Genomic DNA, 25717 nt, shown 5'->3' on the forward strand with positions numbered 1-25717 from the left:
ACGCTGCGCAGCTCATGGTTCCCATCCGTTGAATGAAGTGAAGGCCGGCACGCCGCTCATCGCGTCCAGGCAGGTGGCATCGAGGTGCTTGGCATCGGCGGTCTCGAAGAACTGGCCGAGCAGCTTGGGCATGCAGCCCAGGGTCATGGTGCCGTGGCCCTGGCCGCGCACCACCAGGTGGCGGCCGTTGGGCAGGCCCTTCAGCACGCGCTCGGCGTAACGCGGCGGCGTCACCGGATCCAGCTGGCCGGAGGTCAGCAGCACCGGCAAAGTGGAGGTGAATGGCGCGGTGAAGTCAGCCGGCCGGGTGCCGGTCGGCCACACCGGGCAGGGCGCGAAGAACATCTGCGCCACGTCCGGGCCGAGCAGCGTGTCGTGGGTCTGCGGCGCGCGATAGCGGTCGGCGTCCTCGGCGCAGATCACCGACCACTGCATGCCGCGGTTCATCTGCCCGTCCAGTTGCCCGCCCATCATCCGCGCCAGCGACATCAGCGGCCCGTAGCGGCCGTTGGCGGCTTCGTCCAGCACCAGCGGCAGCAGCGACGCGGTCTGCGGCGCGTAGGAGAACGAGAACGCCAGGCTGGTGACGGTGTCGGCGGTGACCCGGTCGTGGCGGCTCTCGCCGCTGGCCGGATCGCGGTAGTCCACCTCCACCGGCGCCTGCCGCAGCCGCTCCACCACCGCGCGCAACTGCGTGCGGGTATCGGTGGGGAAGCGCTTGGCGCAGGCAGGGTCGGCCTTGCACTGCTCGGCCTGCAGGGCGATGGCATCCTCGAAGGTGGTGGCGAACTCGCCGCCGACCACCAGATCGTTCGGCGCCACGCCATCGATGACCACGCTGCGCACGTGCGGCGCGTAGCGGCGCGCGTACTGCTGGGCGACGCGGGTGCCGTAGGAACCGCCGATCAGGTTGATCTTATCCACGCCCAATGCGGCGCGCACTGCATCCAGATCGCCGATCGCCTGGGTGGTGGTGTAGTAGCGCGGATCGGCGCGCCCCTGCAGCGACTGCGCGCAGCGGCGGGCGTAGTCGACCAGTTCGTTCGCGGTGGGCGCGCGCGCCGGATCGGCCAGCGGCATCTCCTTGCCGTCCGGGCCCAGGCAGCTCAACGGATTGGACTGGCCGGTACCGCGCTGGTCGATCAGGAACACGTCGCGGCGCTTGCGGGTTTCGCGCAGCGCCATGTCGACGATGCTGGCGACCTGGGTGGCGGCCTGGCCGGGACCGCCGGCGAGGAAGAACACCGGATCCGGGTCGCTGCCGCCCTCGCCGGTGATCGGCAGCCAGGCGATGTTGAGTTCGATCTTGCGGCCGTTCGGCGCCGCCGGATTCTCCGCCACCGCCATGCGCGCGCACTGCGCCGGCACGTTGTTGGAGGCCACCGGATTGGTCAGCGTGCACGGGTGGAAGCGCAGCGCGCCATAGCTGCGTTCGGACGATTGCGGCGTCGGTGCCTGGGCCGCCTGACAGGCGGCGAGCAACAGGGTCGCCGCCGCGATGGCGAACGGCCGGGAGGGGTGTCGCATGGTTCGCATCCTTGAGTTCATGGCTTGCAGAATGCCATGCCGGAACATGGCGTCGTCGGTGCCCGGTGGGGCATGGAACGGAGTGCGCGCTTACTCGGCCTCATCGAACAGGAACACCTGCTCGATGCTGTGCGCGAACAGCCGCGCGATACGGAACGCCAGCGGCAGGCTCGGATCGTACTTGCCGGTCTCCAGCGCATTGATGGTCTGTCGCGACACGCCCAGCCGCTCGCCCAGTTCGCCCTGCGACCAGCCGTGCGCCTCGCGCAGTTCGCGGATGCGGCTGTTCATTGGTAGCGGCGCGCGTTCGCGACCTTGACCACCCCATAGGTCATGCACAGCGCCGGGAACACCCACAGCATCGCGCTCGAGGCCGGCACCGCGATCACCTGCGCCGCCTGCAGGAAGCCGGCGGCCATGTAGACGCCACAGGTCAGGCCGGCAGCGATGGCGATGGATTCCAGCTCGATGCGCCGCTGCAGTTCGTCGGAGTCGCGCACGAAACGCGCCACCGCGCGGATCACCAGCGCCAACGTCAATGCCGGCAGCAGCGCGACCACCACGCGCAGCCAGTGCGCATCGACGCTGTCGAGCAGGCGCTTCCAGAACAGCATCACCACCACGTAGGCGCCCATCGGCGGAAAGAACTCGCGGTAGTAGCGCCGCGCCAGCGCCCGCGGTGCGCTGTCGGCCAGGCTGCCCCGCGACCACCACATCAACAGCGCCATGAACAGGCCGCCGATGCCGACGCCCATGCATACCCCACGCAGATAGTCGCTGCCGCCGAGCGGCAGCCAGGCCACCGCCAGCAGTGCCAGACTCACGCACAGCATCACGATCGCGTTGCGCCTGCAGTTGCCCATCACTGTCCCCGATTCTCAGCCGATCCCCGATCCGGCACCGTTGCGGCTGCCGCTCCTGTCGTGCCGACCTTGCCCCCTGTCAAGCACGCTTGACAGGAGAATGCGCGCAGCGGAAACGACTGTCAAGCGTCCTTTACAGCTCGAGTGAAAGCATCATGGGCTGGCACAACTGCCCCCTCTTCCACCGGGAGAGGGGTTGGGGTGAGGGTAAGGGCGCGAAGCGCACCGACGCTGCGGGAGCATGCGGCTTCGCCCCGGGCAGACCTTCCCGGTGAGGCGGTCGCGGCTGAAGCCGCTCCTACGAGCGGACGCCGCGCCGACCGCGGCCGCTACTTGCTGCTGACGTACTTCTCGCGGCGGATGTGCTGCACCGGCAGCCCGGCCTCCTTCAGCGCATCGAAGCAGGCGTCGACCATGTTCGGATTGCCGCACAGGTAGGCGATGTCACCCTCGGCCTGCGGCGCGAATTCGCCCAGGAACTGCTGCACGTAGCCATGCCGCACATCGGCATGCGGCGCCTCCGGCAGTTCGCGCGAGAAGCACGGCACGAAGCGGAAACCGGGGTGCGCATCGGCGAAGGCACGGAATTCGTCGCCGTACAGCAGCTCGGCCGGCGTCCGCGCACCCAGCAGCAGCACCACCTCCACGCCACGCTCGGCCATCGCCGCTTCCAGCAACGGCAGCATCGAGCGGTACGGGGTGACGCCGGTGCCGGTGGCGATCAGCAGATAGCGACGGTTGACGTCGCCGGGCTGCAGGCAGAAGCGCCCGTACGGACCGCTGGCGCAGACCTGGCCGCCGATCTCCAGCCCCTCGAACAACGCCGTGGCCGCGCCGCCGGCGACGAAGCTGACCGCGATCTCGACGGTGGCATCGGCCGGCTGCGCCGGATCGTGGCGGGTGGCCAGCGAGTAGCTGCGCTTGGTCGCGGTACCGTCGGCATAGTGGAAGTGCACCTGCACGAACTGGCCGGGCACGAACGGCAGGGGTTGGCCGTCGTCGCGAACGAAGCGGTAGTGGCCGACGGCCGGGGCCAGCATGTGGCGATCGACCAGTTTCAGCGGGAATTGGGCAGGCACGGAGATGCAACAGTCTGTGGCCGGGGGCGACCCCACGAGGTCTTCTATAATAGCGGCTGCACTTCTCCTGCGCCGTCGATGCGGCGCGAAGGCCCGCCTTGACTCCCGCATCCACTCCTTCTCCCCAGACGCTGGCGCCTGCCCTGCGCGTGCGCGACCTGCGCAAGACCTACGACAACGGCGTGCAGGCCCTGCACGGCGTGTCGCTGGACGTGCTGCCCGGCGACTTCTTCGCCCTGCTCGGCCCCAACGGCGCCGGCAAGTCCACCCTGATCGGCATCATCAGCTCGCTGGTCAACCTCAGCGCCGGCCAGGTCGAGGTGTTCGGCACCGACCTGAGCAGCCAGCGCAGCGCGGCGATGCGCCTGATCGGCCTGGTGCCGCAGGAAATCAACTTCAACCTGTTCGAGAAACCCTTCGACATCCTGGTCAACTACGCCGGCTTCTACGGCATGCCGCGCGCCGAGGCCGAGCGCCTGGCCGAAGTGGAACTCAAGCGCGCGCACCTGTGGGAGAAGGCCCAGGTGATGAGCCGCACCCTGTCTGGCGGCATGAAGCGGCGGCTGATGATCGCCCGGGCGATGATGACCCGGCCGCGCCTGCTGATCCTGGACGAACCCACCGCCGGCGTGGACATCGAAATCCGCCGCGACATGTGGCGCGTGCTGCGCGAGATCAACGCCGCCGGCACCACCATCATCCTCACCACGCACTACCTGGAGGAAGCGGAGAGCCTGTGCCGCAACCTGGCGATCATCGACCGCGGCCGCATCGTCGAGCAGGGCCCGATGCGCGCCTTGCTCGCCAAGCTGGACGTGGAAGGCTTCCTGCTGGACATCGACGGCGAACTGCCGGCGCAGCTGCCGGCGATCGAGGGCACCACCCTGCTCGCCCAGGACGCGCATACCCTGGACCTGGACATGCCGCGGGCGATGGACCTCAACCGCGTGTTCGCCGCGCTGGGCGACGCCGGCATCCGCGTGCGCTCCATGCGCACCAAGAGCAATCGCCTGGAAGAACTGTTCGTGCGCCTCACCGGCGAGCACCGCGACGCCGCCACGGCCAGCGCCGGCGCCACGCCGCCGTCCGCCACTCCCTGATGCCCCCACGGCGACGACCATGACGACCCCGACCGATTCCACCCTTCCCGTTTCCGACGCCACCCCGGCCCAGCGCAACTGGATCGCGCTGGGCACCATCGTGCGCCGCGAGGTCAAGCGCATCCTGCGCATCTGGGGCCAGACCCTGGTGCCGCCGGCGATCACCATGACCCTGTACTTCCTGATCTTCGGCGGCCTGATCGGCTCGCGCGTGGGCGACATGGGCGGCTACAGCTACATGCAGTTCATCGTCCCCGGCCTGGTGATGATGAGCGTGATCCAGAACAGCTACGGCAACATCAGCTCCAGCTTCTTCGGCGCCAAGTTCGGCCGCCACGTCGAGGAACTGCTGGTCAGCCCCATGCCCAACTGGGTGATCCTGTGGGGCTACGTCGCCGGCGCCGTGCTGCGCGGGCTGATGGTCGGCGTGATCGTGCTGATCATCGCCATGTTCTTCACCCCGGTGCGCATCCCGCACCCGCTGGTGACCCTGACCACGGTGCTGCTGGGCGCGACCATCTTCTCCCTGGCCGGCTTCATCAACGCGGTCTACGCGAAGAAGTTCGACGACGTGGCGATCGTGCCGACCTTCATCCTGACCCCGCTGACCTACCTGGGCGGCGTGTTCTACTCGGTCAAGCTGCTGCCGGGCTGGGCCGAGGCCGCCACCCATGCCAACCCGATCTTCTACATGGTCAACGCCTTCCGCTACGGCCTGCTCGGCAGCAGCGACGTGCCGGTGTGGGTGGCCTACAGCCTGATGCTGGGCTTCGTCGCGGTGCTGGCGGCGCTGGCGCTGTGGCTGCTGCGGCGCGGGGTGGGGTTGCGGAGCTGACGTTCCGCGTCCTCCGCGCCCGAGTTGCAGACGGCTCACGCGTCCCAGGCCCCGCAGGCGGCGGCACCACCGGGACGCCTCCCTGCGTCGGCCCGGCTCAGAATCTCTGACGGCAAACCTGGGGCGGCGTCGCGCCGTCTGCCAGCTATGTCGTGATTTCACGGGCTTAGCCGAAGCAGGCGTCGCCAGCTTGCACCGTGTCGATACAAATCGCCGGCTGTCCCGTTCTGCGTCGCCGACCGCCTGCGATCACTCGGTCCGCGCCCGCGCAGGGCAGCGAGCGCAGAGGCATGCGCGGATGGCATGACGCGCCACACGCCGACATACCTGCCATGCATCACATCCAAATCTGACGGTGCGCACGGCGCAACGGCACCGAATTCACAATTGTATATTCCATACGGGATCGCACGCGTCCAAAGTTTGACTCAATAATGTGATGCGAACCTAGTTAAGCGCCAATTTATTAACGCTAGTTTTCTTGTAACGGCAATAAGCCGACGCTACAGTGCACACGTCCGCTACACACCATCTCTTTACTGGACGTAAAGCGCGGGCCGGAGACCAGCTTCGTCTCCGTGAACGACTTCACTTAATGAACCCACTCGCCACACGTTGCCGCGGGGCACGCTTGTGTGTTGCCGGTAATTGGGCGATCGAGCCAAGGAGAGGAATCAGATGAAGATCCAACGCAAGCCCATCCGCTTCGGCCGCAAGCAGCACGGCCAGGGTATGACCGAGTACATCATCATCGTGGCCCTGATCGCGATCGCGGCGATCGGCGTGTTCACGTTCTTCGGCGGCACCGTCCGCAGCCAGGTTGCCGGTATGGCGCAGGAGCTGTCGGGCAAGCAGGATGCCAGCCAGATGATCAACCGCGCTGGCACCAACGCCGGCAAGGCGCAGGCGCAGGCCGACAAAGACAAGGGCATGGCCGCTTACAACGGCAACAAGTAACGCTCTTGCCACCATCTGCCCGACGACGGGCAGATGGTGGCCTGCCGTTGGTCGTACCGGCAGGAGCCGTCCACAGGCTTCTGCGCATTAGCTAGCTCCTCAATCCCATGGAACCAGCCGGGTCCGACGCATGCGTCGTGCCCTCGGCGTGGTGTTGCCCGAAGGACGCTGTATGGTGATCATCGCCGCTGCCGATTCCTCGACCATGACGGTCGCCCAAGGGCCGACCTGCGCTCGCGCCAGGATGCGCGGGCAGGCAATGCCGATGGTGCTGGTCTTCCTGATGGTGCTATGCGTCGGCTTGCTGGTGACCTTCAACACCGGACAGGTGGTCGGCAAGAAGGTCGAACTCACCAATGCCGCCGATGCCGCGGCGTACAGCATCGCCGTCGAGCAGGCGCGCGCGCGCAATTTCGCGGCGTATCTCAATCGCGGACGCGTCGCCAACGAGGTGGCCGTCGCGCAGATCGTCAGTCTCAACTCCTGGCTGACCATGGTGCACTCATCGTCGGTGCACTTCGAGAAGGTCGTAGAGGTCGCGGAAGTCTTGCTGTTCTGGGTGCCGGCCCTTGGTCAAGTCCTGATCGGCGTCGATCGCGCGATGACGGTGATCAACAGAACGCTCAAGATATTTCGCCAAACCTTTTTGCGGGCAGCGGACACCACCATCGGCATATTGGATCAAATGCTCGATCATCCCTACGCGCTGGCCGCCGAGGCGGCGGTGGGCGACCTCACGTCGGAGGCCAACGTCTTCGCCATGGCCAGCAAGGTGGTCAAGGACAATGTGCCCGATGCCGATTTGACCGTGGTCGGCAAGGGCGTTCTGGCCAAGAACGTGCTTTCCGCAGGCAATCAGCTGGAAAGCTATACCCCAGGCGAACGCCGCGGCCTGACCAGCACCAACAAGGGCGGCGAGCGCTACCGCAATGTGGTGATGGCGTCGCGCGATACGTTCACGCGTGCACGCGACGGCACGGCGTTCGGCATCTTCAACAACAACGGCGGCACCGACATGGTCGAGTACGACCGGTGGTCGGCCGTGGACACCTTTCAACTCAAGCTTCCGCTGCTTGTCACCACCCTCAAGATTCCGATCGGCTGGGCTGGCACCCAGGCGGTCGACAATCGCAAACCCAACTTCTTTCCCGGCATGAACAACGGGCGGGGATGGCGGTCGCCCTACGAAAACAATCGCACCTATCGGGCTTACAACGGCACCAAACGCAGCGACATCGCCGGTGCATTCATCGAAGGGGATCCGGCCGTCCTGCCGGACTTCAAACGCAACAAAGCTTTCATCAACAGCTATCGTTACGGCATCAGCCCTCGCTATCGGGACGTCAAGGACGCCTACTCGCAGCAGCCCGAGGGTGCCAATGCCGGGCCGATCTACACCGTCGAAGTCGGCACCCGGGTCGACAAGGCGCGCACCAGCTCGGCGCTGAAGATCGGCAGTGGACGGATGCAGCTGAAGGATCAGGCGCGCGGCGAGCAATTGCGCGCGATGGCCAGTGCGCAGGTCTACTTCAATCGTCCCTACGAACTCAGCGCCTTCCGGCGTTCGGTATGGGGCAGAGGCGATAGCAAGTTCGAAAAAGGCAGCCTGTTCAGTCCGTATTGGCAGGCGCGCCTGGTGCAAACCCCCCTTTCCGACCGAACACTCCTGGTGGCCGCTCCATGATGTTATTGACCAACCGATCCCGTGCGCTGGCGCTTGCTTGCATGGCCTCGCTGGCGTCCACCGCCGGCTGCCAGTCGCACGACGCCACCGAGGGCGGCAACGGCGGGGATTCCTCCTCGGAAAGCGGGGTCAGGTCGCTGCCCGCCCTCCATGTCGTCCTGACCTGGGAGTCGCGCATGGGGGGCGAAAACCTGGAACGCAAGAACTACCAGGCGAAGCTGGAAGCCTGCCGTGGCTCCGGCATGCCCACGCGTGCGCTTTCGCCGCAGGACGAAGCCAAGCTGGGAACCGGCGAGGTCGAGATCATGATCGATGCGCATCGGCAGTTCGCGCACCAGGTCAGTTGGACCCTCGGCGCCGATGGCGATAGCGCGCAGGCTGCGTGCATGGTCAAGCTCGAGGAGCACACGGACAAGGACGCCATCGAAGACGCGAACGGCATGTACATGGCCATCGACAGCAGTGCGCGCGCGCAGGAGCGCCAGACCGTGCAGGCCATCGGCTGGAAACTGGCTGGCGACGCTCAGGTCAAGGGACAGCCCTGCACGCGTTGGGAGAACGGCAAGCAGGAAGTGTGCATGTGGTCGGGCGGCAGCAAGTGGGGCTTTTCCGAGTCGCCCGGCGATGCGGCCGGCTGCACGATCGATGGTGCCGGTGCGTATCTGCAATCCATTCCGCTGGAGGCCAAGCCGCTGCAGGGCGGCAACGGCTGCGTGCTGCAGGTCAAGTCGTTCAGTCTCGGCAGCGGTCTGATTCCTTCCAACGTGGCAGGTGAGAAGGAAGAAAACTAGGAGGACACAGGATGAAGACGACGCTCTTTACACCAGCGCGCAGGATGCGCGGACAGGGGATGGTGGAGTTGGCGGTGTGCGCCGCTGTGCTGGTGCCGCTGTTCCTGTTGATCCCGGTCGTCGCCAAGCTGGGGCATGGCAAGCAGATGGCGATGCAGGCGGCCCGCAACGCCGCCTGGGAAGCCAGCGTAGCCAAGAACTATCAGCCGGCCAGCCGCGCCGTGCTGCAGAGCAAGGCGCTTGACCGCAACTTCGCCGATGCAGACGCGCCCATCACCAGCCGTACGTCCGGCGTCAGCAGCGGGACGTTCTCCGATCAGATGCTCAATACTTTCTCGAACCAGAAGCTGCTGGAAAAGCGCGACCTGTCGGTCACGCGTACTGCCAACAAGGGTTCTCCCGGCTACGTCGACGAAGCAGCCCAGTTGCTACCGAAGAACTATTTCGACAATGCCTTTCCGCCCAGCAAGAGCGGCTACGTCACTGCGGAAGTGACGCTGAACTATCGCGACCTGAAGACCGCAGACGGCCGACCCGCGCGCTTTCTCGAGCCGCTGGACAACCTCAATCTGGCCGACAAGCGTCACCAGACACTGCTGACCGATGCCTGGAATGCCTCCGGTCCGCGCAGCGGTGCGCGCAGCGTGATCGCCACAGTACGCCCACTGGCGCCGGTCTCCTACTTCGAGGGGCTGGACGGGGTCTTCGACTTGCTGAAGCCCTTGACACCGATCCTGCCCATGGTCGGCTCTCTGGGCGATCTCGAGCTGGGGGCGATCGAGCCGGATGTCGTGCCTGCAGACAAGCTCGCCAACTACCCGGTCAAGCCGGGCAAGCCATGAGTCCGCGCGTTTCCCACCGCATGCTCGCAGGCGGGCTTGGCGCGCTCTTGTCGACGGCCGCGGCGCAGCAGGCGCATGCGCTGGACTGGCCGGAGGTGCCGGTCCCCGACCAGGCCTCGGGCGAGATCGTGTCCGAGCACATGCTCTACAACGGTATCGCCATGCGGGCCAGCCGCTTCCGGGTCGCCGAATCGCCGAAGCAGGTCGAGCAGTTCTATCGCAAGGAGTGGGGCAACGCCGTCGTGACCACGCCGATGGGCAACAAGACCGTGCTCGGACACATGACCAAGAGCGGCTACTACATCACGGTGGAACTGAGCGGGGACGCCAACCGCACGCAGGGCCAGATCGGCGTCATGGAGGTCCCCAAGAAGGACCTCCCCGCCGACGGCGTCGGCAAGGGCTTCGGCCGGCTGCCCGATACGCAGGTCGCCGAGGACATCGTCTACATGGACACGCCGCGCCATGTCAGGACGCTGAGCATGCTCAACCGCTACACGCCGCTGCAGAACCAGCAGTACTACGCGCGGTACTTTGCCGGGCAGGGCTATGCGCGCGACGGGTCTTCGTCGGCCTGCACGGCGAACAGCCCGCACTGCGTTTCCCGTTTCACCCGGCAGGACGATCGCGTCACCGTGACCTCGAGTCGCGGACACACCGGTACCGTGATCGTCGCGGTGGTCGAATGAACGCGCATGCCCTGCCCGACCGACGCCTTCAGCGCGGTCAGTCCACGATCGAATACACCGTGGTGGTCATGGCGCTGGTGATCGTACTGATCGCCAAGCCCGACGTGATCACCGAGGTGGTGACAGCCCTGAAAGATCTCTATGCCGCCTTCGTCTACGCCATCTCGGCGTCGGACGTGCTGGTGGGGTGATCCCCCTTTCCTCGCGATGACCTGCCCGACGGCGCCTCTTCAATGCAGAAACCCAAACTCAGCAAGAACGTCCTTTTCATCCTGATCGCGGTGGTCATGGCCGGCCTGGCCGCCTTCATCGCAGTCAGCTATATCCGTACCACCGTCGCCGAGCGCACCCAGGACAACCGGCCGATGGTCGACGTTGCCGTACCGGTGAACGATTTGCCGCAGGGGGCGATCCTGCAGGGCAGCGATCTGGCCCTGCGCACGGTCCCGGCCGAGTTCGCGCCCGCCGATGCGGTCACGCCCGACAACCACACCCAGTTCGAAGGCCGAATGTTGCGGGCGCCGGCACGTGGCGGTGCGCCGCTGAGCGCCAGCGCCCTGGTCCCGCTGTACGACCAGTTCTCGCGGCTGATTCCCAAGGGCAAGGTCGCCTACACGATGAGCGTGGACGAGAACAATTCGATCTCGGGCATGATCGCGCCGGGCGACCTGATCGACATCTTCTTCGTCAAGGACGCCGCCACCAGCAGTGGCGGTGCCGGCAGCGCTGGCGGCCAGGGAGCGGGTGCACAGGTGTTCCCGCTGCTGCAGAAGATCAAGGTGCTCGCGGCCGGCAGCCGGATCGGCGAGGCGTCGACGCCGAAGGAAGGTGAGGAGTCCAACACCTCCACCGGCTTCTCCAGCGTCACCCTTGAGCTGGACCAGTACCAGGCCAAGCAGCTGGCCGTTGCCTCCAAGGTGGGCGCGGTACGCGTGCTGCTGCGCGAAGTACAGGACACCTCGCCGGGTGCGGCGACGGGCATGAGCGAGAGTCAGTTGTTGCGATCGCTGGGATCGGGCGATCCGGCAAACACAGGCAGCGGAAGCAGCCGCGTTGAGTTCATCATTGGCGGAAAGGGTTAAGCATGACGCAAGCAACACGCCGTCGCAGGAGCAAGGCCGGGACATCGGCGCCATGGTTGGCCGGCTTGCTGCTGGCGGGCATCGGGGGATGGAACGCATCGGCACAACAGGCCGCCACCAACGCCGCAGCCGCACGGCCAGCCGCGCACACTGCGGCGCCGTCACCGGCGCCGGCGGCCGGACAGGCAGCGGATGCCACATCGGCGGAACAGGCGCGACTGATGGCGCAAGGGCGCCAAGTCGACCAGCTCAAGCAGACAGTGGAATCGCAGATCCAGGAACTGGGCAACGGCGGCTCTTCGTCAGCCGGTGGCGGCGTCGCTCTGGCCGGCGACAAGAAGCCGTCGGTCGCCCCGCTGATCCAGCCGTCGCAAAGCATCTATGCGGGCGAGGCCGTGGTGCGGCGGGTATCCGGGGCACTACGCCGCATCGCGGTCGGCGACGGCGAGGTCCTGAGCGTCTTCTCAGTCGGCAAGTCCGAGCTGGTCATGATCGGCACCAAGCCCGGTGAGACCAACGTCCACCTATGGATGGCCGATGGCAGCCAGCGCGACGTCAACGTGACGGTGGGTGGCAGCAAGTCCGAAGGTGCGGCCGAGACCGTGCGCGAACTGTTGGGCAATACGCCGGGCGTTACCGTGCGGGCCATCGGCTCCAATGTGGTGATCTCGGGCAACGACGTCGACGCGGCCACCACGGCAAAAATCCAGGCGTTGCAGAAGATCTATCCGCAGGTGTTGAACTTCGCCGGGGCCGACCCGGTGGGCATGCGGCCGATGGTGCAGATGGACGTGTCCATCATGGAGTTCAACAAGAACGCCGTGGAGGATCTGGGCATTCGCTGGGACAGCACCATCGATGGTCCGATCGGCGGCCTCATCCGCGACGTGACCACGAACAATTACTTCCGCGTACTGCCGCAGGACAACCAGACCTTCCAGGACATCAAGGACCAGCTGCCCACCAAGCTGCCCGGGCCGCAGGGCTACTTCGGCATCGCCACCACGATCGCCTCGAAGATCAACCTGCTGATGAGCCGCGGCAAGGCCTGGGTGCTGGCGCAACCCAAGCTGAGCGCCAAGAGCGGCAGCAACGCGACCTTCCTGGTCGGCGGCGAAGTGCCGATCGTGGTGCCGTCGATCCTTGGCCAGACCCAGATCGAGTACAAGGAGTACGGCATCCGCCTGAACATCAACCCGTCGGTCAACTCGTCCAATCAGGTGAATACCTCGATCATGGCCGAGGTCAGCCGGATCGATCCGTCGGTATCGGTGCAGGGCGTTCCCGGCTTCCTCACCCGGCGCGTCGAGACCGAGCTGAACGTCATTGCCGGCCAGACCATCGTCATCTCCGGCCTGCTCGATCGGGAGGCCTCCAAGGCCGTGGACAAGCTGCCGCTGCTGGGCGACATCCCGATCCTGGGCAAGCTGTTCCGCTCCGATGGCTTCCGCGGCAACAAGACCGAACTGGTGATCTTCGTGACCCCGCGCATCGTCAGCCCCACCTCGCCGGAGAACCTCCAGGACCTGCAGCGCGCCCAGGGGATCGAGAAGGAGCTGCAGGACGAAATCAGCCCCCGCCAAGACAAGTTGATCAAGTAATCCACCCCACGGAGCGCAAGGTTCACCGCCATGTTCACAGTGCTGATCAATACGCCAGGAGGCGACACGCGTCAGGTCAAATGCATGCACCGCGAGTGCGGCATCGGCCGCGCCGATGCCAATCTGGTGATGCTGCAGGGCTGGAACATTGCCGGCAAACACGCCACCCTGCTGCGCGAGGACGAGGGCGTGTTCATCCTGCCCCTGGGCGGGCGCGAGCCGATCACGCTCAACGGCAAAGTGGTGCTCGCCAAGCAGGGGCCGATCGACGGCAAGGACGAGATCCGCATCGGCCAGTACATGCTGAAGGTCAGTGGCGACGATGCGCGCATCGTCCGGCAGACGCCTGCCGCCAACGACGGCGCCGCCACCAGGGCAGCAGAAGCGCCTGCGGCGGCGAGCGAGGCCGCCGCCGACCGCCAGCCGACCGCGCCCGCGGCAACAGACATGGTGGTGGCTGGCCCGCCGCCGTCGGACATCGCCACCTGGCGCACCAAGCTGCATATGGCGCTGGTGCGGCAGATGGATCTGCGGCGCATGGACGTGCGCAGCATGGACGACAGCGCGCTGCGCGACAGCACCATCAACCTGATCGACGACATCCTCAAGCGCGAGTTCAGCGATCTGCCGGCCGACATCAGCCCGCGCAGACTGGCCAAGCAGGTGCTGGACGAGGCGATCGGACTGGGGCCGCTGGAGGATCTGATCGACGATCCGACCGTCACCGAAATCATGGTCAATTCCCATGACGACATCTTCATCGAGCGTGCCGGTCGCATCCAGAAGTCCGACGTGGTGTTCTCCAACGAACGCGCCTGCCTGGCGGCGATCGAGCGGATCGTCACGCCCCTGGGGCGGCGCATCGACGAGAGCTCGCCGTTGGTCGACGCACGCCTGAAGGACGGCTCGCGCGTCAACGCGGTGATCCCGCCGGTTGCCCTGCGCGGGCCCAGTATCAGCATCCGCAAGTTCGCCACGCGTCGGCTGATGGGTGAGGACTTGCTGAAGTTCGGCTCGCTGAACGAGGCGATGCTGGAGTTTCTGATCATGGCGGTGCGCGAGCGCCGCAACATCGTGGTGTCCGGCGGTACCGGCTCGGGCAAGACCACCCTGCTGAACATCCTGTCGAACTTCATCCCCGACGGCGACCGCGTGGTTACCATCGAGGATGCGGCCGAACTCAAACTGGTGCAGCCCAACCTGGTGGCACTGGAAGCCCGCCCGCCCAACATGGAGGGCAAGGGCCAGATCACCATCCGCGACCTGGTCAAGAACGCGCTGCGTATGCGCCCGGATCGGATCGTGGTCGGCGAGTGTCGCGGCGGCGAGTGTCTGGACATGCTGCAGGCGATGAATACCGGCCACGAAGGCTCGCTGACCACCGCGCACGCCAACAACCCACGCGAGACGCTGTCGCGCCTGGAGGTGATGGTGATGATGGCCGGCATGGAGCTGCCGATGGTCGTGGTGCGCGAACAGATCGCGTCGGCGGTCAACCTGATCGTGCACCAGCGCCGTTATCCCTGCGGCTCGCGCAAGGTCAGCCACATCACCGAAATCACCGGCATCGAAAGCGGCACCATCCAGATGCAGGACCTGTTCCTGTTCAAGCCCACCACCTACCACGGCCCCGACGGCAAGGTCGCCGGCAATTTCGTGGCGACCGGTGCGGTGCCGGAGTTCTACGAGGAACTCGCCGAGCGCGGCGTGTCGGTGGATCTGGGCATCTTCCGCAACCAGGGAGGCGCGCGCTGATGGGCCTGTGGCTGATCGCCCTGCTGGTGTTTGCCGGGACCGCGATGGCCATCCTGCTGATCGCGCGCTCCAGCGAGCAGTTCCTGAAGCGCTACCGCGAAAGCTTCATGGACCAGGCCCGTATGAACCTCGCGGACATGTTCCTGTTCCTGGATCCGGCCCAGGTGTACATGATCAGCGCCATCGTGATGGTGATCATTCCATTGCTGATCTGGATGCTGACCGGCAGCCTGGTCATCGCGGTGCTGATCGGGATCTTCCTGATCTTCGCGCCCCGCAAGGTCTACGCATTCCTGCGCAAGCGCAGGCTGGAGAAGATCCAGGAGCAGCTCCCCGACGCGCTGCAGATGCTGTCCAGCAGCCTGCGTGCCGGCGTTGGCTTCGCGCCGGCGATGGAAGTGCTGGTCCACGACGGGCAACCGCCGCTGGCGCAGGAACTGGCGCTGGTCCTGCGCGAGCAGCACATGGGGCTTCGCGCCGAAGAGGCGATGGAGAACTTCAGCAAGCGCGTACCCATTACCGATGCCGAACTGTTCGTCTCGGCGGTCAACATTTCGCGCGAAGTCGGCGGCAACCTGGCGGAAACCCTGGCGACCCTGGCCGAGACCCTGCGTCGACGCCTGACCATGGAGAAGAAGGTGAAGTCGCTGACCGCACAGGGCCGCCTGCAGGGCATCGTCATGGCGATGCTGCCTGTGTTCCTGATCGGCTATCTGAGCCTGATGTACAGCGAAACCATGCAGCCGATGTTCCATAGCTGGCACGGCTGGGTGGTGATCACCATCTGCCTGGTCATGGAATACCTGGGCTATCGTCTCTGCAAGAAGATCATGACGATCGACGTATGACCTGGATGCTCGTCCTCATCGCTCTTCTGGCTGCCGGCGCCGTCGCGCTGGTGGTCATCGGCACGCGCGGCGTGATCCGCGAGGTCGAACTGGAAGACCGCACCTACTACGACCCGCTACCGCGGCTGATGCAACTGATGTGGCCGTTGGTGACGGTGCTGACCCGGCGCATCGCGCCGCGCCTGAGCGTGGCGCAATTGGAACAGACGCATCGCCAGTTGCAGGCCGCCGGCCAGGACTACACGCTGACGCCGGAAGAGTTCTACGGCTTGCGCATGGCCAGCGCGCTGGTGGTGATCGCTTTTTTCCTGCTGTGCACCGGGATGCTCGGCCATCTGGGTATCGGCTCGGGCTTGATGTGCCTACTGTTCGGCGGCGTGCTGGGCTGGCTGTACCCCGCGTTGTGGCTGGGCGAGCGGCGCAAGGCCCGGCAGAAGACCGTCGTGCGCGATCTGCCGGTCTACCTGGATTTCATCACCATGTCGGTCGAGGCCGGCCTGAACGTCACCGGCGGCATCGAGCAGGCAGTCGCCAAGGGACCGGCAGGGGCGCTGTCGCAGGAGTTCTCGCGCATGCTGCGCGATCTGCGTGCCGGCCTGCCGCGCGCCGAGGCCTTGCGGCGCATGGCCGAGCGCATGGACATCGCGCAGATCACCAGCTTCACCAGTGCGCTGATCCAGGCCGACAAGGTCGGCGCCAATTTGAGCGACACCTTGCGCGCGCAGGCCAACCAGCGTCGCGAGGAGCGCTTCCTGCGCGCCGAGAAGCTGGCGCTGGAAGCACCGGTGAAGATGATGCTGCCGCTGGTGATGTTCTTCTTCCCGCTGATCTTCCTGTTCCTGGGTTACTTCATCTACTTGAAGATGCTGCAGGAGGGGATCCTGTGAAGCGCGGATGCATCGAGCGCAGCGCCGGCAACCCGATCCCGCAGGTGTGGGCGGCCGATACCTGGTGGTCGCGCGCGCGCGGGCTGCTGGCGCGCCCGGCGCTGGCCGAGGATGGATCGGAAGCTTTGCTGATCCGGCCCTGCGCCAGCGTGCATACCATCGGCATGGGCTATCCGCTGGATCTGGTGTTCCTGGGTCACGATGATGTGGTGCTGGAGTGGCGCGAGAACGTCAGGCCGTATCGCACCGCGATGTGCCGGCGCGCCGCGGCCACCATCGAGTTCCATGGCGGTGCGCTGGACCGCCTGCAACCGCAACGCGGCGAACACTGGCACTGGCGTGCAACCGCGCCGGTGCCATCCTATTCGGGAGCCCGGTCATGAAAGCACGCGTACGCGCTCTGCGCAGCCGCTCGTCCATGCGCGGCCAATCCATGGTGGAACTGGTGATCATCACACCGGTGCTGCTGTTCCTGTTGCTTGCCGTCATCCAGGCCGTGCTGCTGTACCGCATGAAGTCCACGCTCGACTATGCCGCGCTGATGGCGGCGCGCGCGGGCGCGGTCAGCGGGGTGGACCGCATGGAGATGCGCAAGGGCTTCGCCAAGGGCATGATGCCGCTGTATGCCAACGACACGGGTCAAGCCGCGGTTGAAGTGGCATACGCCAAGGCGTTCGCCGACCTCACGCTGCATGGCCGCATCACGGTCATCAATCCGACGCGCGCCGCGTGGAGCAACTTCCGCGAACGCCAGTACAACGGTCAGTATGCGTTGCCCAACGACACGCTCGCGTATCGCAGCGATGCGGTCGGCAGCAGTGGCGTCAATGTGCAGGACGCCAACATCCTCAAGATCAAGGTGGTCTACGACGCGCCGCTGGTGGTTCCTTTTGTCGACTGGGTGTTGGGCGGAAAATCCCAGTACCTGAAGCCAGGCACGTTCGAATCGTCTCCGCTGCAGCCATTCACCAGGCGCTTGCCGATCGAGAGCTACGCCATCGTGCGCATGCAGTCGCCGATCTATACGCAGGGCAATCTGGACAAGTGATGCGTCGACAGACACGGCTGACGTGCGTGGTGGCGCTGTGCCAGGCATTTGCCGGCGTGGTACACGCCGAGGACGCCGGGTTCGCTGGCGTAGCGCAGGTCACCACCAACGAGCTTGGCGGCCTGAGCCGGATCCAGCCGCGCGGCGCGGCGCAGCCGGCGACGGTGTTCTTTCGCGACGGCGCGCTGCGCATCCAGTTCCAGGATGCCAGCGGTCGGTCGTATGCCCTGATCCTCGCGAAGGATGCGCCGACTGGCTGGATCGTCGGCCAGCAGGGCGGTGCCATGCCGGTTCCCGGCATGCGCTGGCCGCTGCGTTTCGACCCGGAACAGCCCTGTGCGGGCCTGGGCATGTTCGCCGACTGCCAGCGAGGCGACAGCGGCCTGCGCGCGGGCCGCTCCGCCGTGCAATGGCGCTATCGCCTGGCCAACCCGGACGGTCCTGGCAGGACCCGGCAGGGCACCATGTGGCTGGATCGCGAAACCGGCCTGGTGCTCGCCTATCGCGGCAAGACCGGGCTGGAACAGCAGCAGCAATGGGACATCCAGCGCGTCGACTACGGTCCGCAGCCGGACGCGTTGTTCCAGCCCCCCGACCTCGCGCACTGATCCCGTTTCCATTGCGACCAAGCACGCGTCGCCATCGTTGGTCGACGCGGATTCATCGTTCTGCGGCAAGATCGATCGATCTCGCCGTTACACTAGTTTGGTTCGTCCCCCGACAAGGAGTATCTCTGTGAAAAGAGCAGTAGTGGCGACCTTGGCCCTGGCCGTCATCGCAAGTCTGAGCGCCTGCAAGAAGCATGAGCAGCAGCCCGCGCATCCCGACGATCAGGCGCCGGCCCCCGCGGCGACTGCCAGCAGCACGCAGGACGCTCCCACGCAGCAGGCTGCCGCCAGTACGGCATTCGACCCGGCCAGCCTGCCGGTGTCCGACGTCCCGCTGGGAGACTTCCCCTACATCGCGTTGCCCACGGGCTATGTCACCAGCAGCACACCGGACGTTGCGGACTTCGACCAGGTGCCGTTCTGGACCGGCGATCGCCTGCAGCCGGTCGAGGGCAAGGTCTGGTCCGCGCACATCGATGCCGCACAGGGCAAGACCTTCTCGGACCTGGAACTGGAACGCAACATCGAGGCGGTCGTCACGGCACTTGGCGGCAAGAAGATCTTCGACGGCCGCATTCCCGAAGCGGCCACGCAGAAGATCAAGGAGTGGCCACGCGATGTCGCCACCAAGTACAACAGCGGCTTGGGCGATGTCTGGAACAACCCGGCGCAGGTGTTCGTGGTGCATCGCGCCGATCGCGATATCTGGATCCACCTGTGCAGCTACCAATTCGGCGGCGGCCTGCTGATCGCCGAAACCAAGCCGCTGCAAGTCACCGCCAGCCTGCTGCCGGCCAGCGAACTGAAGACGCAGATCGACAAGACCGGCAAGGTGGCGCTGCACGTCAACTTCGCCACCGACAAGACCGACATCCTGCCGGACTCGCAGCCGCAGATCGCGCAGGTCGTGCAATTGCTCAAGCAGGACGCCGCGTTGAAGCTGGCCGTCAACGGCTACACCGACGGCACCGGCGATGCCGCGCACAACAAGACGCTGTCGGAGGGCCGCGCCAAGGCGGTGGTCGCGGCCCTGGTTGCGCAGGGCATCGATGCGTCGCGGCTGAGCGCAGCCGGCTTCGGCGATGCCGATCCGGTGGCGGACAATGCGACCGAACAAGGCAAGTCGCAGAACCGCCGCGTCGAGTTGGTGAAGAAGAGCTGAGCCGCACTGGTCGCCGCTACGTGCAGTCAGCTGACGGCGCGTGCGGCGCGCGATGCGGCGCAACGGCATAGCCGATTGCGTCGCATCGTCGACCGCGCTGCATACACGCTCGTTTGCCGGCATGCGTTCCCGCAGTCGGACGCCTCCCACTCCATGGCGATCCACGTCTCATGCGTATCCTGATTCTCGGTGCCGGCGCGACCGGCGGTTACTTCGGCGGACGCCTGGCCCAGGCCGGCGTCGATGTCAGTTTCCTGGTGCGGCCGCCGCGGGCCGCGCGCCTGCAGCGCGACGATCTGCGCATCCGCAGTCCGCGCGGCGATGCGACGATCGCGGTGAACACGCTCACCGCCGAAACGCTGCCCGCTGCGGCGCAGGCGCGGCCGTTCGATCTGGTGCTGCTCAGCTGCAAGGCCTACGACCTGGACAGTGCGCTGGCCGCGGTGGCGCCGGCCGTGCACGACGGCACCAGCGTGTTGCCGATCCTCAACGGCCTGCGCCACTACCGGGCGCTGGATGCGCGCTTCGGTGCGGAACGGGTGATCGGCGGGCTGTGCTTCATCAGTGCGGTGCTCGATGCCGATGGCGCGATCCAGCACCTGGCCAAGCCGGCCTCGCTGACCTTCGGCGAGCGCGACGGCCGCGGCGCCGACAGCGCGCGCGTGCGCGCCCTGGCGGATGCATGCGCGCACGCCGACGTGGATCACCTGGCCACGCCGCGGATCGCGCAGGAGCAATGGATCAAGTACACCTTCCTCACCGCGTTGGCCGCAGCCACCTGCCTGATGCGTGCGCCGATCGGGCGCATCGTCGCCAGCGACGACGGCGTGGCGCTGGTGCGTGGCCTGTATGCCGAGTGCACGGCGGTGGCCGCGGCCGCCGGCGAAGCGGTGCCCGAGGCGGCGCAGGCCAGCGCGCTGCAGTTGCTGACCCACCCCGGATCGCCGATGAAGGCGTCGATGCTGCGCGACCTGGAAGCCGGGCAGCAGGTGGAAGCGCAACAGATCGTCGGCGACATGCTCGCCCGCGCCCGCGCCGCCGGGCACGAGGCACCGCTGCTGATGGCCGCGTACTGCCACCTGCAGGCCTACCAGGCCGGTCTGCCCGCGCGCTGACCCGCGCCGCGCGCGGTCGACGCGGCAATCGCCCTTCGCATCCCCATGGCACGCCGCGCGCCGCCGCAGGCGAGCGTGTGCCTGACCGCGAGGCGGCCACGCGTCTTCGCGCGCCGCTGACGTGCCTGGCGCCTATGCTCGCCCACCACACAGGGGCAAGCGACGGGCACGCGCATGGAAAAACTGTTCCGCGGCGGGCATTTCCTCATCATCCTGCTGTTCCTGCTGTGCGCGGCCGGGCTGATCTGCATGGCCGTGCTCGAGCTCTGGTACGGCCTGACGCCGGGCGGCGAACTGGTGGTGCGCGACCGCTTCAACGTGGTGCTGGAAGCGATCGGGTTGCTCACCGTGGCGCTGGTGACCCTGGAGCTGGGCCAGACCATCTACGAGGAAGAGGTGCAGCGCGACGTCAAGGTCAGCGGACCGACCCGGGTGCGACGCTACCTGTCGCGGTTCTTCGTGGTCATCGTCATTGCCCTGGCGATCGAGACCCTGGTGTCGATCTTCGAATTGATGCACGACGACCCGGCCAAGCTGCCCTACGCCGCCGCGGTCGGCCTGTGCGCGGCGCTGCTGCTGGTCGCCTGGGGCGTGTTCGTCAAGCTCAACCGCAGCGCCGAGGAACTGGAGCCGGAAGCCATGGCCGAAGCCAAGCGCGAGGACGCGCAGGTCGAGTGAGGCGGCGGCTGCCGCCCGGCAGGCCGCATTGCGCGTCTCGTAGGAGCGGCTTCAGCCGCGGCGACGCCTTGCCGGTAACGCCCGGTCGCGGCTGAAGCCGCTCCTACACCTGTTTACCGGCCGGCGCCTGCCCTCAGGCCGGCGTCGGCAAGCGGAAGAACGTCCGCGCGGCGGCAGTGCTGGAAGCAGCGACCGTGGCCACGTCCTCGCCACGGTCGCGCGCCAGCTCCTCGACGATGTGTGCGAGGAAGGCCGGTTCGTTGCGGCGATCCTTCGGCGTCGGCTTGAGCGTGCGCGGCAGCAGATACGGCGCGTCGGTCTCGATCATCAGCCGCTCGGCCGGAATGTGCTTCACCAGCTCGCGCAGGTGCGCACCGCGGCGCTCGTCGCACAGCCAGCCGGTGATGCCGATGTACCAATCGCGGTCCAGGTAGTCGAACAGTTCCTCGCGGCTGCCGGTGAAGCAATGCACCACCGCCGGGCCGAGCTTGCCGTCGAACTGGCGCATCAGCGCCATGAAGTCGGCATGGGCGTCGCGCTGGTGCAGGAACAGCGGCTTGCCGGTGTCCACCGCCAGCTGCAGTTGCCGCTCGAACGCGCGGTGCTGTGCCGGCCGCGGCGAGAAGTCGCGGAAGTAGTCCAGGCCGCACTCGCCCACCGCCACCACCTCGGCGTGCGTGTGCAGCGCGCGCAGTTCGGCGTCGCACTCGGCGGTGTACTCCACCGCGTGGTGCGGATGCACGCCGGCGGTGGCGTACAGCAGGCCCGGGTGCTGCTGCGCCAACTGCAACGCCAGCGGCGAGTGTTCGCGGCTGGCGCCGGTGACCACCAACTGCGCGACGCCGGCGGCGCGGGCGCGTTGCAGCACCGCGTCGCGGTCGCGATCGAAGGACTCGTGGGTGAGGTTGGCGCCGATGTCGATCAACTGCATGGGGCGGACGGCTGCAAGAAGGAGTGGCGCGGATTGTAGCGGTCCGGTGATCCACCCAGGGACGTCGCCGGCAGGCTGTACGCCCTGAAGCGTGTCATGCGCGGTGAAGCGAGACGCGGTACCGCAACGGACCTGGCACGCGCCAGGGCCTATCACCCATTCCTGGGCAGGCCCTAGGCAGGCGGCGGCATCTCCGCGCGCAACGACTGCAGTTCGCGTGCCAACAGCGCATCCACTTCGCCGGGCTGGAACTGCGCGGCGAACAGCGGCACCGCGAACCGGTAGTGCGCCCCATCATCGGTGCGGCGCAGCACGTGGGCCAACTGCAGGCGCGCCAGCGCGCGGCGCAGCAGTTCCGCGTCCATCGCGACGCCGGCAGCGTCGAAATCGGCCAGCATCCGCACCACGGCCGTCTGCGATCGCGCCGCCGGCCCGGCATGGTGCGCCTGAGCCACGCGGTAGACCAGGATCCGGTCGATCCGGCACGCCAGCGGGTCGGGGCTCAGCCGCGCCCAGCCGGCGAGCGCATCGGCCATCGCATCCGAGTGCATCGCCGCATGCACGGCCTGCGCCTCGATCAGGCGCTGCGCGCGCGGCAGGCGTTCCAGCAATTGCTGGCAGGCGATGGCGACCAGATTCGCACGCTGCCCGCAGGCCGTGGCCAGCGTCTCGGGCAGGCGATCTTCGCCGTAGTAGATCCCCAGGCGCGCCATCGGCTCGGTCGCCAACGCCACGCAGGCCTCGTGTTCCAGCCCGGCCAGGTGAATGACCTCGCCGAAGTTGCGGATCGGCGAGGCGTAGTCCAGCACCGCGGCTTCGTACAGGTCCCAGAACCCGGCAAGCATGAAGTGGCAGCGCCCCTCCTCGCTCAGCGCGCGCAGCGCCGCCAGTTGCGTGTAGCCGCTCGCCGCCTCCTCGCGCAGGAACAGGTCGGTCTCGTCCACCAGCAGCAACAGACGGCGCCCGCCGGCGCGCTGCGCCAGCGCGTCGACCAGCGCATTGATGCCGCTGTCGCCTGGCATCCGCAACTCGGCAGCCAGGCGCGCCGCCAGGCGGTGGTCGCGCAGCGACAGGTAGGTGCAATACATGTGCGGATGCCCGGCAAAGCGCCGTTCGATTGCCTTCATCAGGCTGGTCTTGCCCAGTTGTCGGCCGCCAACCAGCAGGTAGTTGCCGGGCTCGCGGTTGAGCACACGCGCCAGCAGCGCTTCCCGGCCGAAGAACGAGGCCGGACGGGTGATGCCGCCATGGGTCTGGTAGGGCGAGATGCGGGTCACCTTCAACTGCCGGGCCAGCAGCGCCACCAGCACCTCCGTCGCCTTGGGTCGCAGCAGCCATTCTGTCTGGCCGGCCTGGTCCAGGCACGCGCACAGGTTGGCCGGGTCGCTGGCGAAGCCCAGCAGATGCGCGTCGGCATCGGCGCCAGGGCTGACCACCAGCACCACGTCCTGCCCGCTGCGCATCCCGCGCAACTGCTCGACGATCGCCGCGCCGGGCAGGGCCGGATCGGGCTGGTAGAGCCATAGGCGTTCCAGTGCGATGGGCAGGCTCTGCGGCAACGCCCACAGCCAGACCTGGCCGGGCAGCGTCCAGTCGGTCGCGCGCGTGGCCACGGCCTCTACGCGCGCCGCCAGCGCCGCCGCACGCAGGTCCGCGCCACCGCGCGCATAGGCCATCGCCTCGCGCCAGCGCGCCCCCGCGATGCCGGCAGCCAGCAGCACGCCGTCGCGCGCACGGATCCAGCCCAGTTTCCGGTGCAACTGCGGCAGTGTGCCAATCGGGTGCCGGAACACGCGCCGCGGCACGCGCACGACGTCCAGCATCGCCGGGCGCACGCGCCACCACAGCAGCGCCAGCGCCAGCAGCAGCGCGATCGCGGTGGCGAGCAGCAACGCCAGCCATTCGACGATGGTCCATGGCGCCGAGTGGCGGCATTCCTGTGGGATCAGCGCTGCCGCCGAGGGGGGTGGAATCCCGGGACGGCAGTGCCATGCCTGCGAGGCGGGATCCAGCCGGTAGATCAGCGCCCGTCCACGCAGGCCGGACTGCGGCGGGAACAGATTGGTGTAGCGGAAGCGCAGTTCGAACTCGGCCGGCGCATCGACGGTCACCACCGCCTGCGCCGCATCCTGCACGCCAGGCAAGGCCGGCGCCGTGGGCCACTGCCGATGGATCAGCCAATGCGACAGCGCCTCCTCGCGGATCAGCAGCATGTCGATGCGGCTGCGCTGCAGCAGCATCAGGGTCTGGCCATCGCGCTGCGCGCGCCAGGCGATCCAGGGATTGAGCCAGGGGGCGAACAGCAGACTCACCAGAAACCAGGTGGCAAGCGCGAGCGCCAGCAGCCGCAGCCAACGCAGGTGCGCGGCAGCGGCCCTCACGCAGCGCCGCCGTCGAGCTGATGGACGATGGTGCGAGCGGCACGGCGGATCGCCTCGCAGCGCCATTCCAGCCAGTTGCCGTCGGGATGCCTGCGCGCCACCAGCAGGTTGCTCCAGTACAGATGGCGCAGCAGCGGGTCCAGCAGGTACGGGCGTGCCGGTGCCAGCCGTGGCTGGTCCAGCCAGCCTTGCACGATGCCACGCTGCATCGGGTCGCGCAGCAGCGGCAGCAACGCCTGCCACAGCGGCGGGTGGCAGGCCAACTGTTCGGTCACGTCCTCATCGCTGGGATCGTCCTGCGCCAGCAGCAGGAGCGCCGCGCTGGCCAGCAGCGGGTGGCCGCCGGACAGGCGTAGCGCGCGCGCCGCGGCCTGCACGGTCGGTGCGGGATCCGCGGCCATGCGCTGCAGGTCGGCCACGGTCAGTTCCGGCCAGGTCTCCGTGGTGGCGATGTTGAGCAGCGACAGGTCCCCGCCCTGGTACTTGAGGTCGGCCAGCGCCGCGCCGCCGCAGATCATCAGGTGCAACTGCCCACTGTACATCTCGCTGAGGCTGCGCAGGATTCCCGCCAGCAGATGGCGCTGCGCGGGCGCGCCCTGCTCGAAGCGGCTGACCAGACAGAACAGCGAGCCCGGTGCACGCAACAGGCGGCCCAGCCCGGTCTCGAAGTCGTAGTCCGACGCCACCCCCTCCATGCCGCACTGCCGGCCCAGCGCGGCAAAGTAGGCGTCGGCATCCTCGCCGGCGCTGAAGGAGGGCTGCAGGTGCAGGACCCGCTCGCGACCGTAGCGCGCCTGCGCCTGCGCCAGGATCGCAGCCCGCTCCGGCGGCTGCCCCCAGTGCGCCTGGGTGAGCAGCAACAGCACCGGATAGGGGCGCAGCTGCTGCAGCCGCTCGAACAACCGGGTCACGGTCGTGTCAACCGACGTCGGCAAGGACGATGCCGATGCCGGTGCGGACGCCACCGCGGCGGCAGCTGTCGGCTCGGCCGGGAATTCGGCTTCGAAGCCGGCCGCGACCAGCAACCGATTGGCTTCCGCTTCGGTCAAGCGCAGGTAGTTGGCGCAGGCAAGCACCTTGTCGCGGTGCTTGCGGTTGGGCAGCGAATAGCCGTGCCGCCAGTTGTTGACCGCCTCGCGGCTGATCCCGATCTCGCTGGCCACGCCGGCGGCGCTGGCACGAATCCGGCGCATGTGGCGGGTCAGCAGGTCGGGGAACTCCGAAACGGGCATGCAATGGATCCGGATCAGCGGG

At 67.2% G+C, this 25717-nt stretch carries 26 protein-coding genes; 19 read left to right on the top strand and 7 right to left on the bottom strand.

Going from position 1 to position 25717, the window contains the following annotated elements; genetic code table 11:
* Positions 1–12 precede the first annotated feature (12 nt).
* The 4 genes from Q7W82_RS01430 to Q7W82_RS01445 form a co-directional block, all read right to left on the bottom strand.
* Positions 13–1527, bottom strand: a complete 1515-nt coding sequence (locus Q7W82_RS01430) for an alpha/beta fold hydrolase (protein WP_242159192.1) — start codon at positions 1525–1527, stop codon at positions 13–15.
* 90 nt (positions 1528–1617) lie between these two features.
* Complete coding sequence (locus Q7W82_RS01435) at positions 1618–1818, bottom strand: helix-turn-helix transcriptional regulator (protein WP_010340539.1); 201 nt, start codon at positions 1816–1818, stop codon at positions 1618–1620.
* Positions 1815–2390: a hypothetical protein gene (locus tag Q7W82_RS01440; protein WP_242159191.1), complete on the bottom strand. Its 576-nt coding sequence runs from the start codon at positions 2388–2390 to the stop codon at positions 1815–1817. Before Q7W82_RS01440 ends, Q7W82_RS01435 begins: the two co-directional genes overlap by 4 nt.
* Positions 2391–2719: 329 nt before the next feature.
* Positions 2720–3430, bottom strand: a complete 711-nt coding sequence (locus Q7W82_RS01445; protein WP_237473131.1) for an FAD-binding oxidoreductase — start codon at positions 3428–3430, stop codon at positions 2720–2722.
* A 137-nt stretch (positions 3431–3567) separates the two neighbouring features.
* Between Q7W82_RS01445 and Q7W82_RS01450 the strand changes: the two genes are divergently transcribed.
* From Q7W82_RS01450 to Q7W82_RS01540, 19 genes are all read left to right on the top strand, one after another.
* Entirely contained in the window at positions 3568–4569 is a 1002-nt protein-coding gene (locus Q7W82_RS01450) for an ABC transporter ATP-binding protein (RefSeq protein ID WP_242159190.1), read from the top strand.
* Between the two features lie 19 nt (positions 4570–4588).
* Positions 4589–5404, top strand: a complete 816-nt coding sequence (locus tag Q7W82_RS01455; protein ID WP_019795950.1) for an ABC transporter permease — start codon at positions 4589–4591, stop codon at positions 5402–5404.
* Positions 5405–6082: 678 nt separating this feature from the next.
* A complete protein-coding gene (locus Q7W82_RS01460) occupies positions 6083–6361 on the top strand; it encodes a pilus assembly protein (protein ID WP_242159189.1) in 279 nt (92 codons plus the stop codon).
* 172 nt (positions 6362–6533) lie between these two features.
* A complete protein-coding gene (locus tag Q7W82_RS01465) occupies positions 6534–8045 on the top strand; it encodes a pilus assembly protein TadG-related protein (protein WP_242159188.1) in 1512 nt (503 codons plus the stop codon).
* Positions 8042–8836, top strand: coding sequence for a hypothetical protein (locus Q7W82_RS01470; RefSeq protein WP_242159187.1), 795 nt, complete (start codon positions 8042–8044; stop codon positions 8834–8836). The genes Q7W82_RS01465 and Q7W82_RS01470 overlap by 4 nt, the downstream gene beginning before the upstream one ends.
* Positions 8837–8847: 11 nt before the next feature.
* On the top strand, positions 8848–9678 hold the full coding sequence (locus Q7W82_RS01475; protein ID WP_242159186.1) for a TadE family protein: 831 nt from the start codon (positions 8848–8850) through the stop codon (positions 9676–9678).
* Positions 9675–10367, top strand: coding sequence for a hypothetical protein (locus tag Q7W82_RS01480; RefSeq protein ID WP_242159185.1), 693 nt, complete (start codon positions 9675–9677; stop codon positions 10365–10367). Before Q7W82_RS01475 ends, Q7W82_RS01480 begins: the two co-directional genes overlap by 4 nt.
* Entirely contained in the window at positions 10364–10558 is a 195-nt protein-coding gene (locus tag Q7W82_RS01485) for a hypothetical protein (RefSeq protein ID WP_160946803.1), read from the top strand. The genes Q7W82_RS01480 and Q7W82_RS01485 overlap by 4 nt, the downstream gene beginning before the upstream one ends.
* A 42-nt stretch (positions 10559–10600) precedes the next feature.
* Positions 10601–11449, top strand: a complete 849-nt coding sequence (gene cpaB / locus Q7W82_RS01490) for a Flp pilus assembly protein CpaB (RefSeq protein ID WP_242159184.1) — start codon at positions 10601–10603, stop codon at positions 11447–11449.
* 221 nt (positions 11450–11670) lie between these two features.
* The gene (locus tag Q7W82_RS01495) at positions 11671–13050 is read left to right on the top strand and encodes a pilus assembly protein N-terminal domain-containing protein (RefSeq protein WP_242159183.1); all 1380 of its coding nucleotides are present in this window, start codon (positions 11671–11673) and stop codon (positions 13048–13050) included.
* A 30-nt stretch (positions 13051–13080) separates the two neighbouring features.
* Complete coding sequence (locus Q7W82_RS01500) at positions 13081–14805, top strand: ATPase, T2SS/T4P/T4SS family (RefSeq protein ID WP_184502836.1); 1725 nt, start codon at positions 13081–13083, stop codon at positions 14803–14805.
* Complete coding sequence (locus Q7W82_RS01505; RefSeq protein WP_242081467.1) at positions 14805–15653, top strand: type II secretion system F family protein; 849 nt, start codon at positions 14805–14807, stop codon at positions 15651–15653. Before Q7W82_RS01500 ends, Q7W82_RS01505 begins: the two co-directional genes overlap by 1 nt.
* Positions 15650–16540 (top strand): type II secretion system F family protein, encoded by an 891-nt coding sequence (locus Q7W82_RS01510; RefSeq protein ID WP_019795943.1) that lies wholly within the window; start codon positions 15650–15652, stop codon positions 16538–16540. The genes Q7W82_RS01505 and Q7W82_RS01510 overlap by 4 nt, the downstream gene beginning before the upstream one ends.
* Positions 16537–16923, top strand: coding sequence for a DUF192 domain-containing protein (locus Q7W82_RS01515; protein ID WP_242159182.1), 387 nt, complete (start codon positions 16537–16539; stop codon positions 16921–16923). The genes Q7W82_RS01510 and Q7W82_RS01515 overlap by 4 nt, the downstream gene beginning before the upstream one ends.
* Entirely contained in the window at positions 16920–17588 is a 669-nt protein-coding gene (locus Q7W82_RS01520; protein WP_242159181.1) for a TadE family protein, read from the top strand. The genes Q7W82_RS01515 and Q7W82_RS01520 overlap by 4 nt, the downstream gene beginning before the upstream one ends.
* Positions 17589–17617: 29 nt before the next feature.
* Positions 17618–18196, top strand: a complete 579-nt coding sequence (locus tag Q7W82_RS01525; RefSeq protein ID WP_353949507.1) for a hypothetical protein — start codon at positions 17618–17620, stop codon at positions 18194–18196.
* A 127-nt stretch (positions 18197–18323) separates the two neighbouring features.
* A complete protein-coding gene (locus Q7W82_RS01530) occupies positions 18324–19358 on the top strand; it encodes an OmpA family protein (RefSeq protein ID WP_242159179.1) in 1035 nt (344 codons plus the stop codon).
* Between the two features lie 170 nt (positions 19359–19528).
* Positions 19529–20473 (top strand): 2-dehydropantoate 2-reductase, encoded by a 945-nt coding sequence (gene panE, locus Q7W82_RS01535; protein ID WP_242159178.1) that lies wholly within the window; start codon positions 19529–19531, stop codon positions 20471–20473.
* 174 nt (positions 20474–20647) lie between these two features.
* Positions 20648–21151 (top strand): hypothetical protein, encoded by a 504-nt coding sequence (locus tag Q7W82_RS01540; RefSeq protein ID WP_019798367.1) that lies wholly within the window; start codon positions 20648–20650, stop codon positions 21149–21151.
* Between the two features lie 133 nt (positions 21152–21284).
* Here the strand turns inward: Q7W82_RS01540 and Q7W82_RS01545 are convergent, their stop codons facing one another.
* The 3 genes from Q7W82_RS01545 to Q7W82_RS01555 all read right to left on the bottom strand — a co-directional run bounded on the left by Q7W82_RS01545 (position 21285) and on the right by Q7W82_RS01555 (position 25695).
* On the bottom strand, positions 21285–22082 hold the full coding sequence (locus tag Q7W82_RS01545) for a TatD family hydrolase (RefSeq protein ID WP_242159177.1): 798 nt from the start codon (positions 22080–22082) through the stop codon (positions 21285–21287).
* A 173-nt stretch (positions 22083–22255) separates the two neighbouring features.
* Positions 22256–24463: a hypothetical protein gene (locus Q7W82_RS01550; RefSeq protein ID WP_242159176.1), complete on the bottom strand. Its 2208-nt coding sequence runs from the start codon at positions 24461–24463 to the stop codon at positions 22256–22258.
* Positions 24460–25695, bottom strand: a complete 1236-nt coding sequence (locus Q7W82_RS01555; RefSeq protein WP_242159175.1) for a hypothetical protein — start codon at positions 25693–25695, stop codon at positions 24460–24462. The genes Q7W82_RS01550 and Q7W82_RS01555 overlap by 4 nt, the downstream gene beginning before the upstream one ends.
* Between the last annotated feature and the right edge of the window lie 22 nt (positions 25696–25717).

The sequence above is a fragment of the Xanthomonas indica genome (assembly GCF_040529045.1).
Lineage (GTDB): Bacteria > Pseudomonadota > Gammaproteobacteria > Xanthomonadales > Xanthomonadaceae > Xanthomonas_A > Xanthomonas_A indica.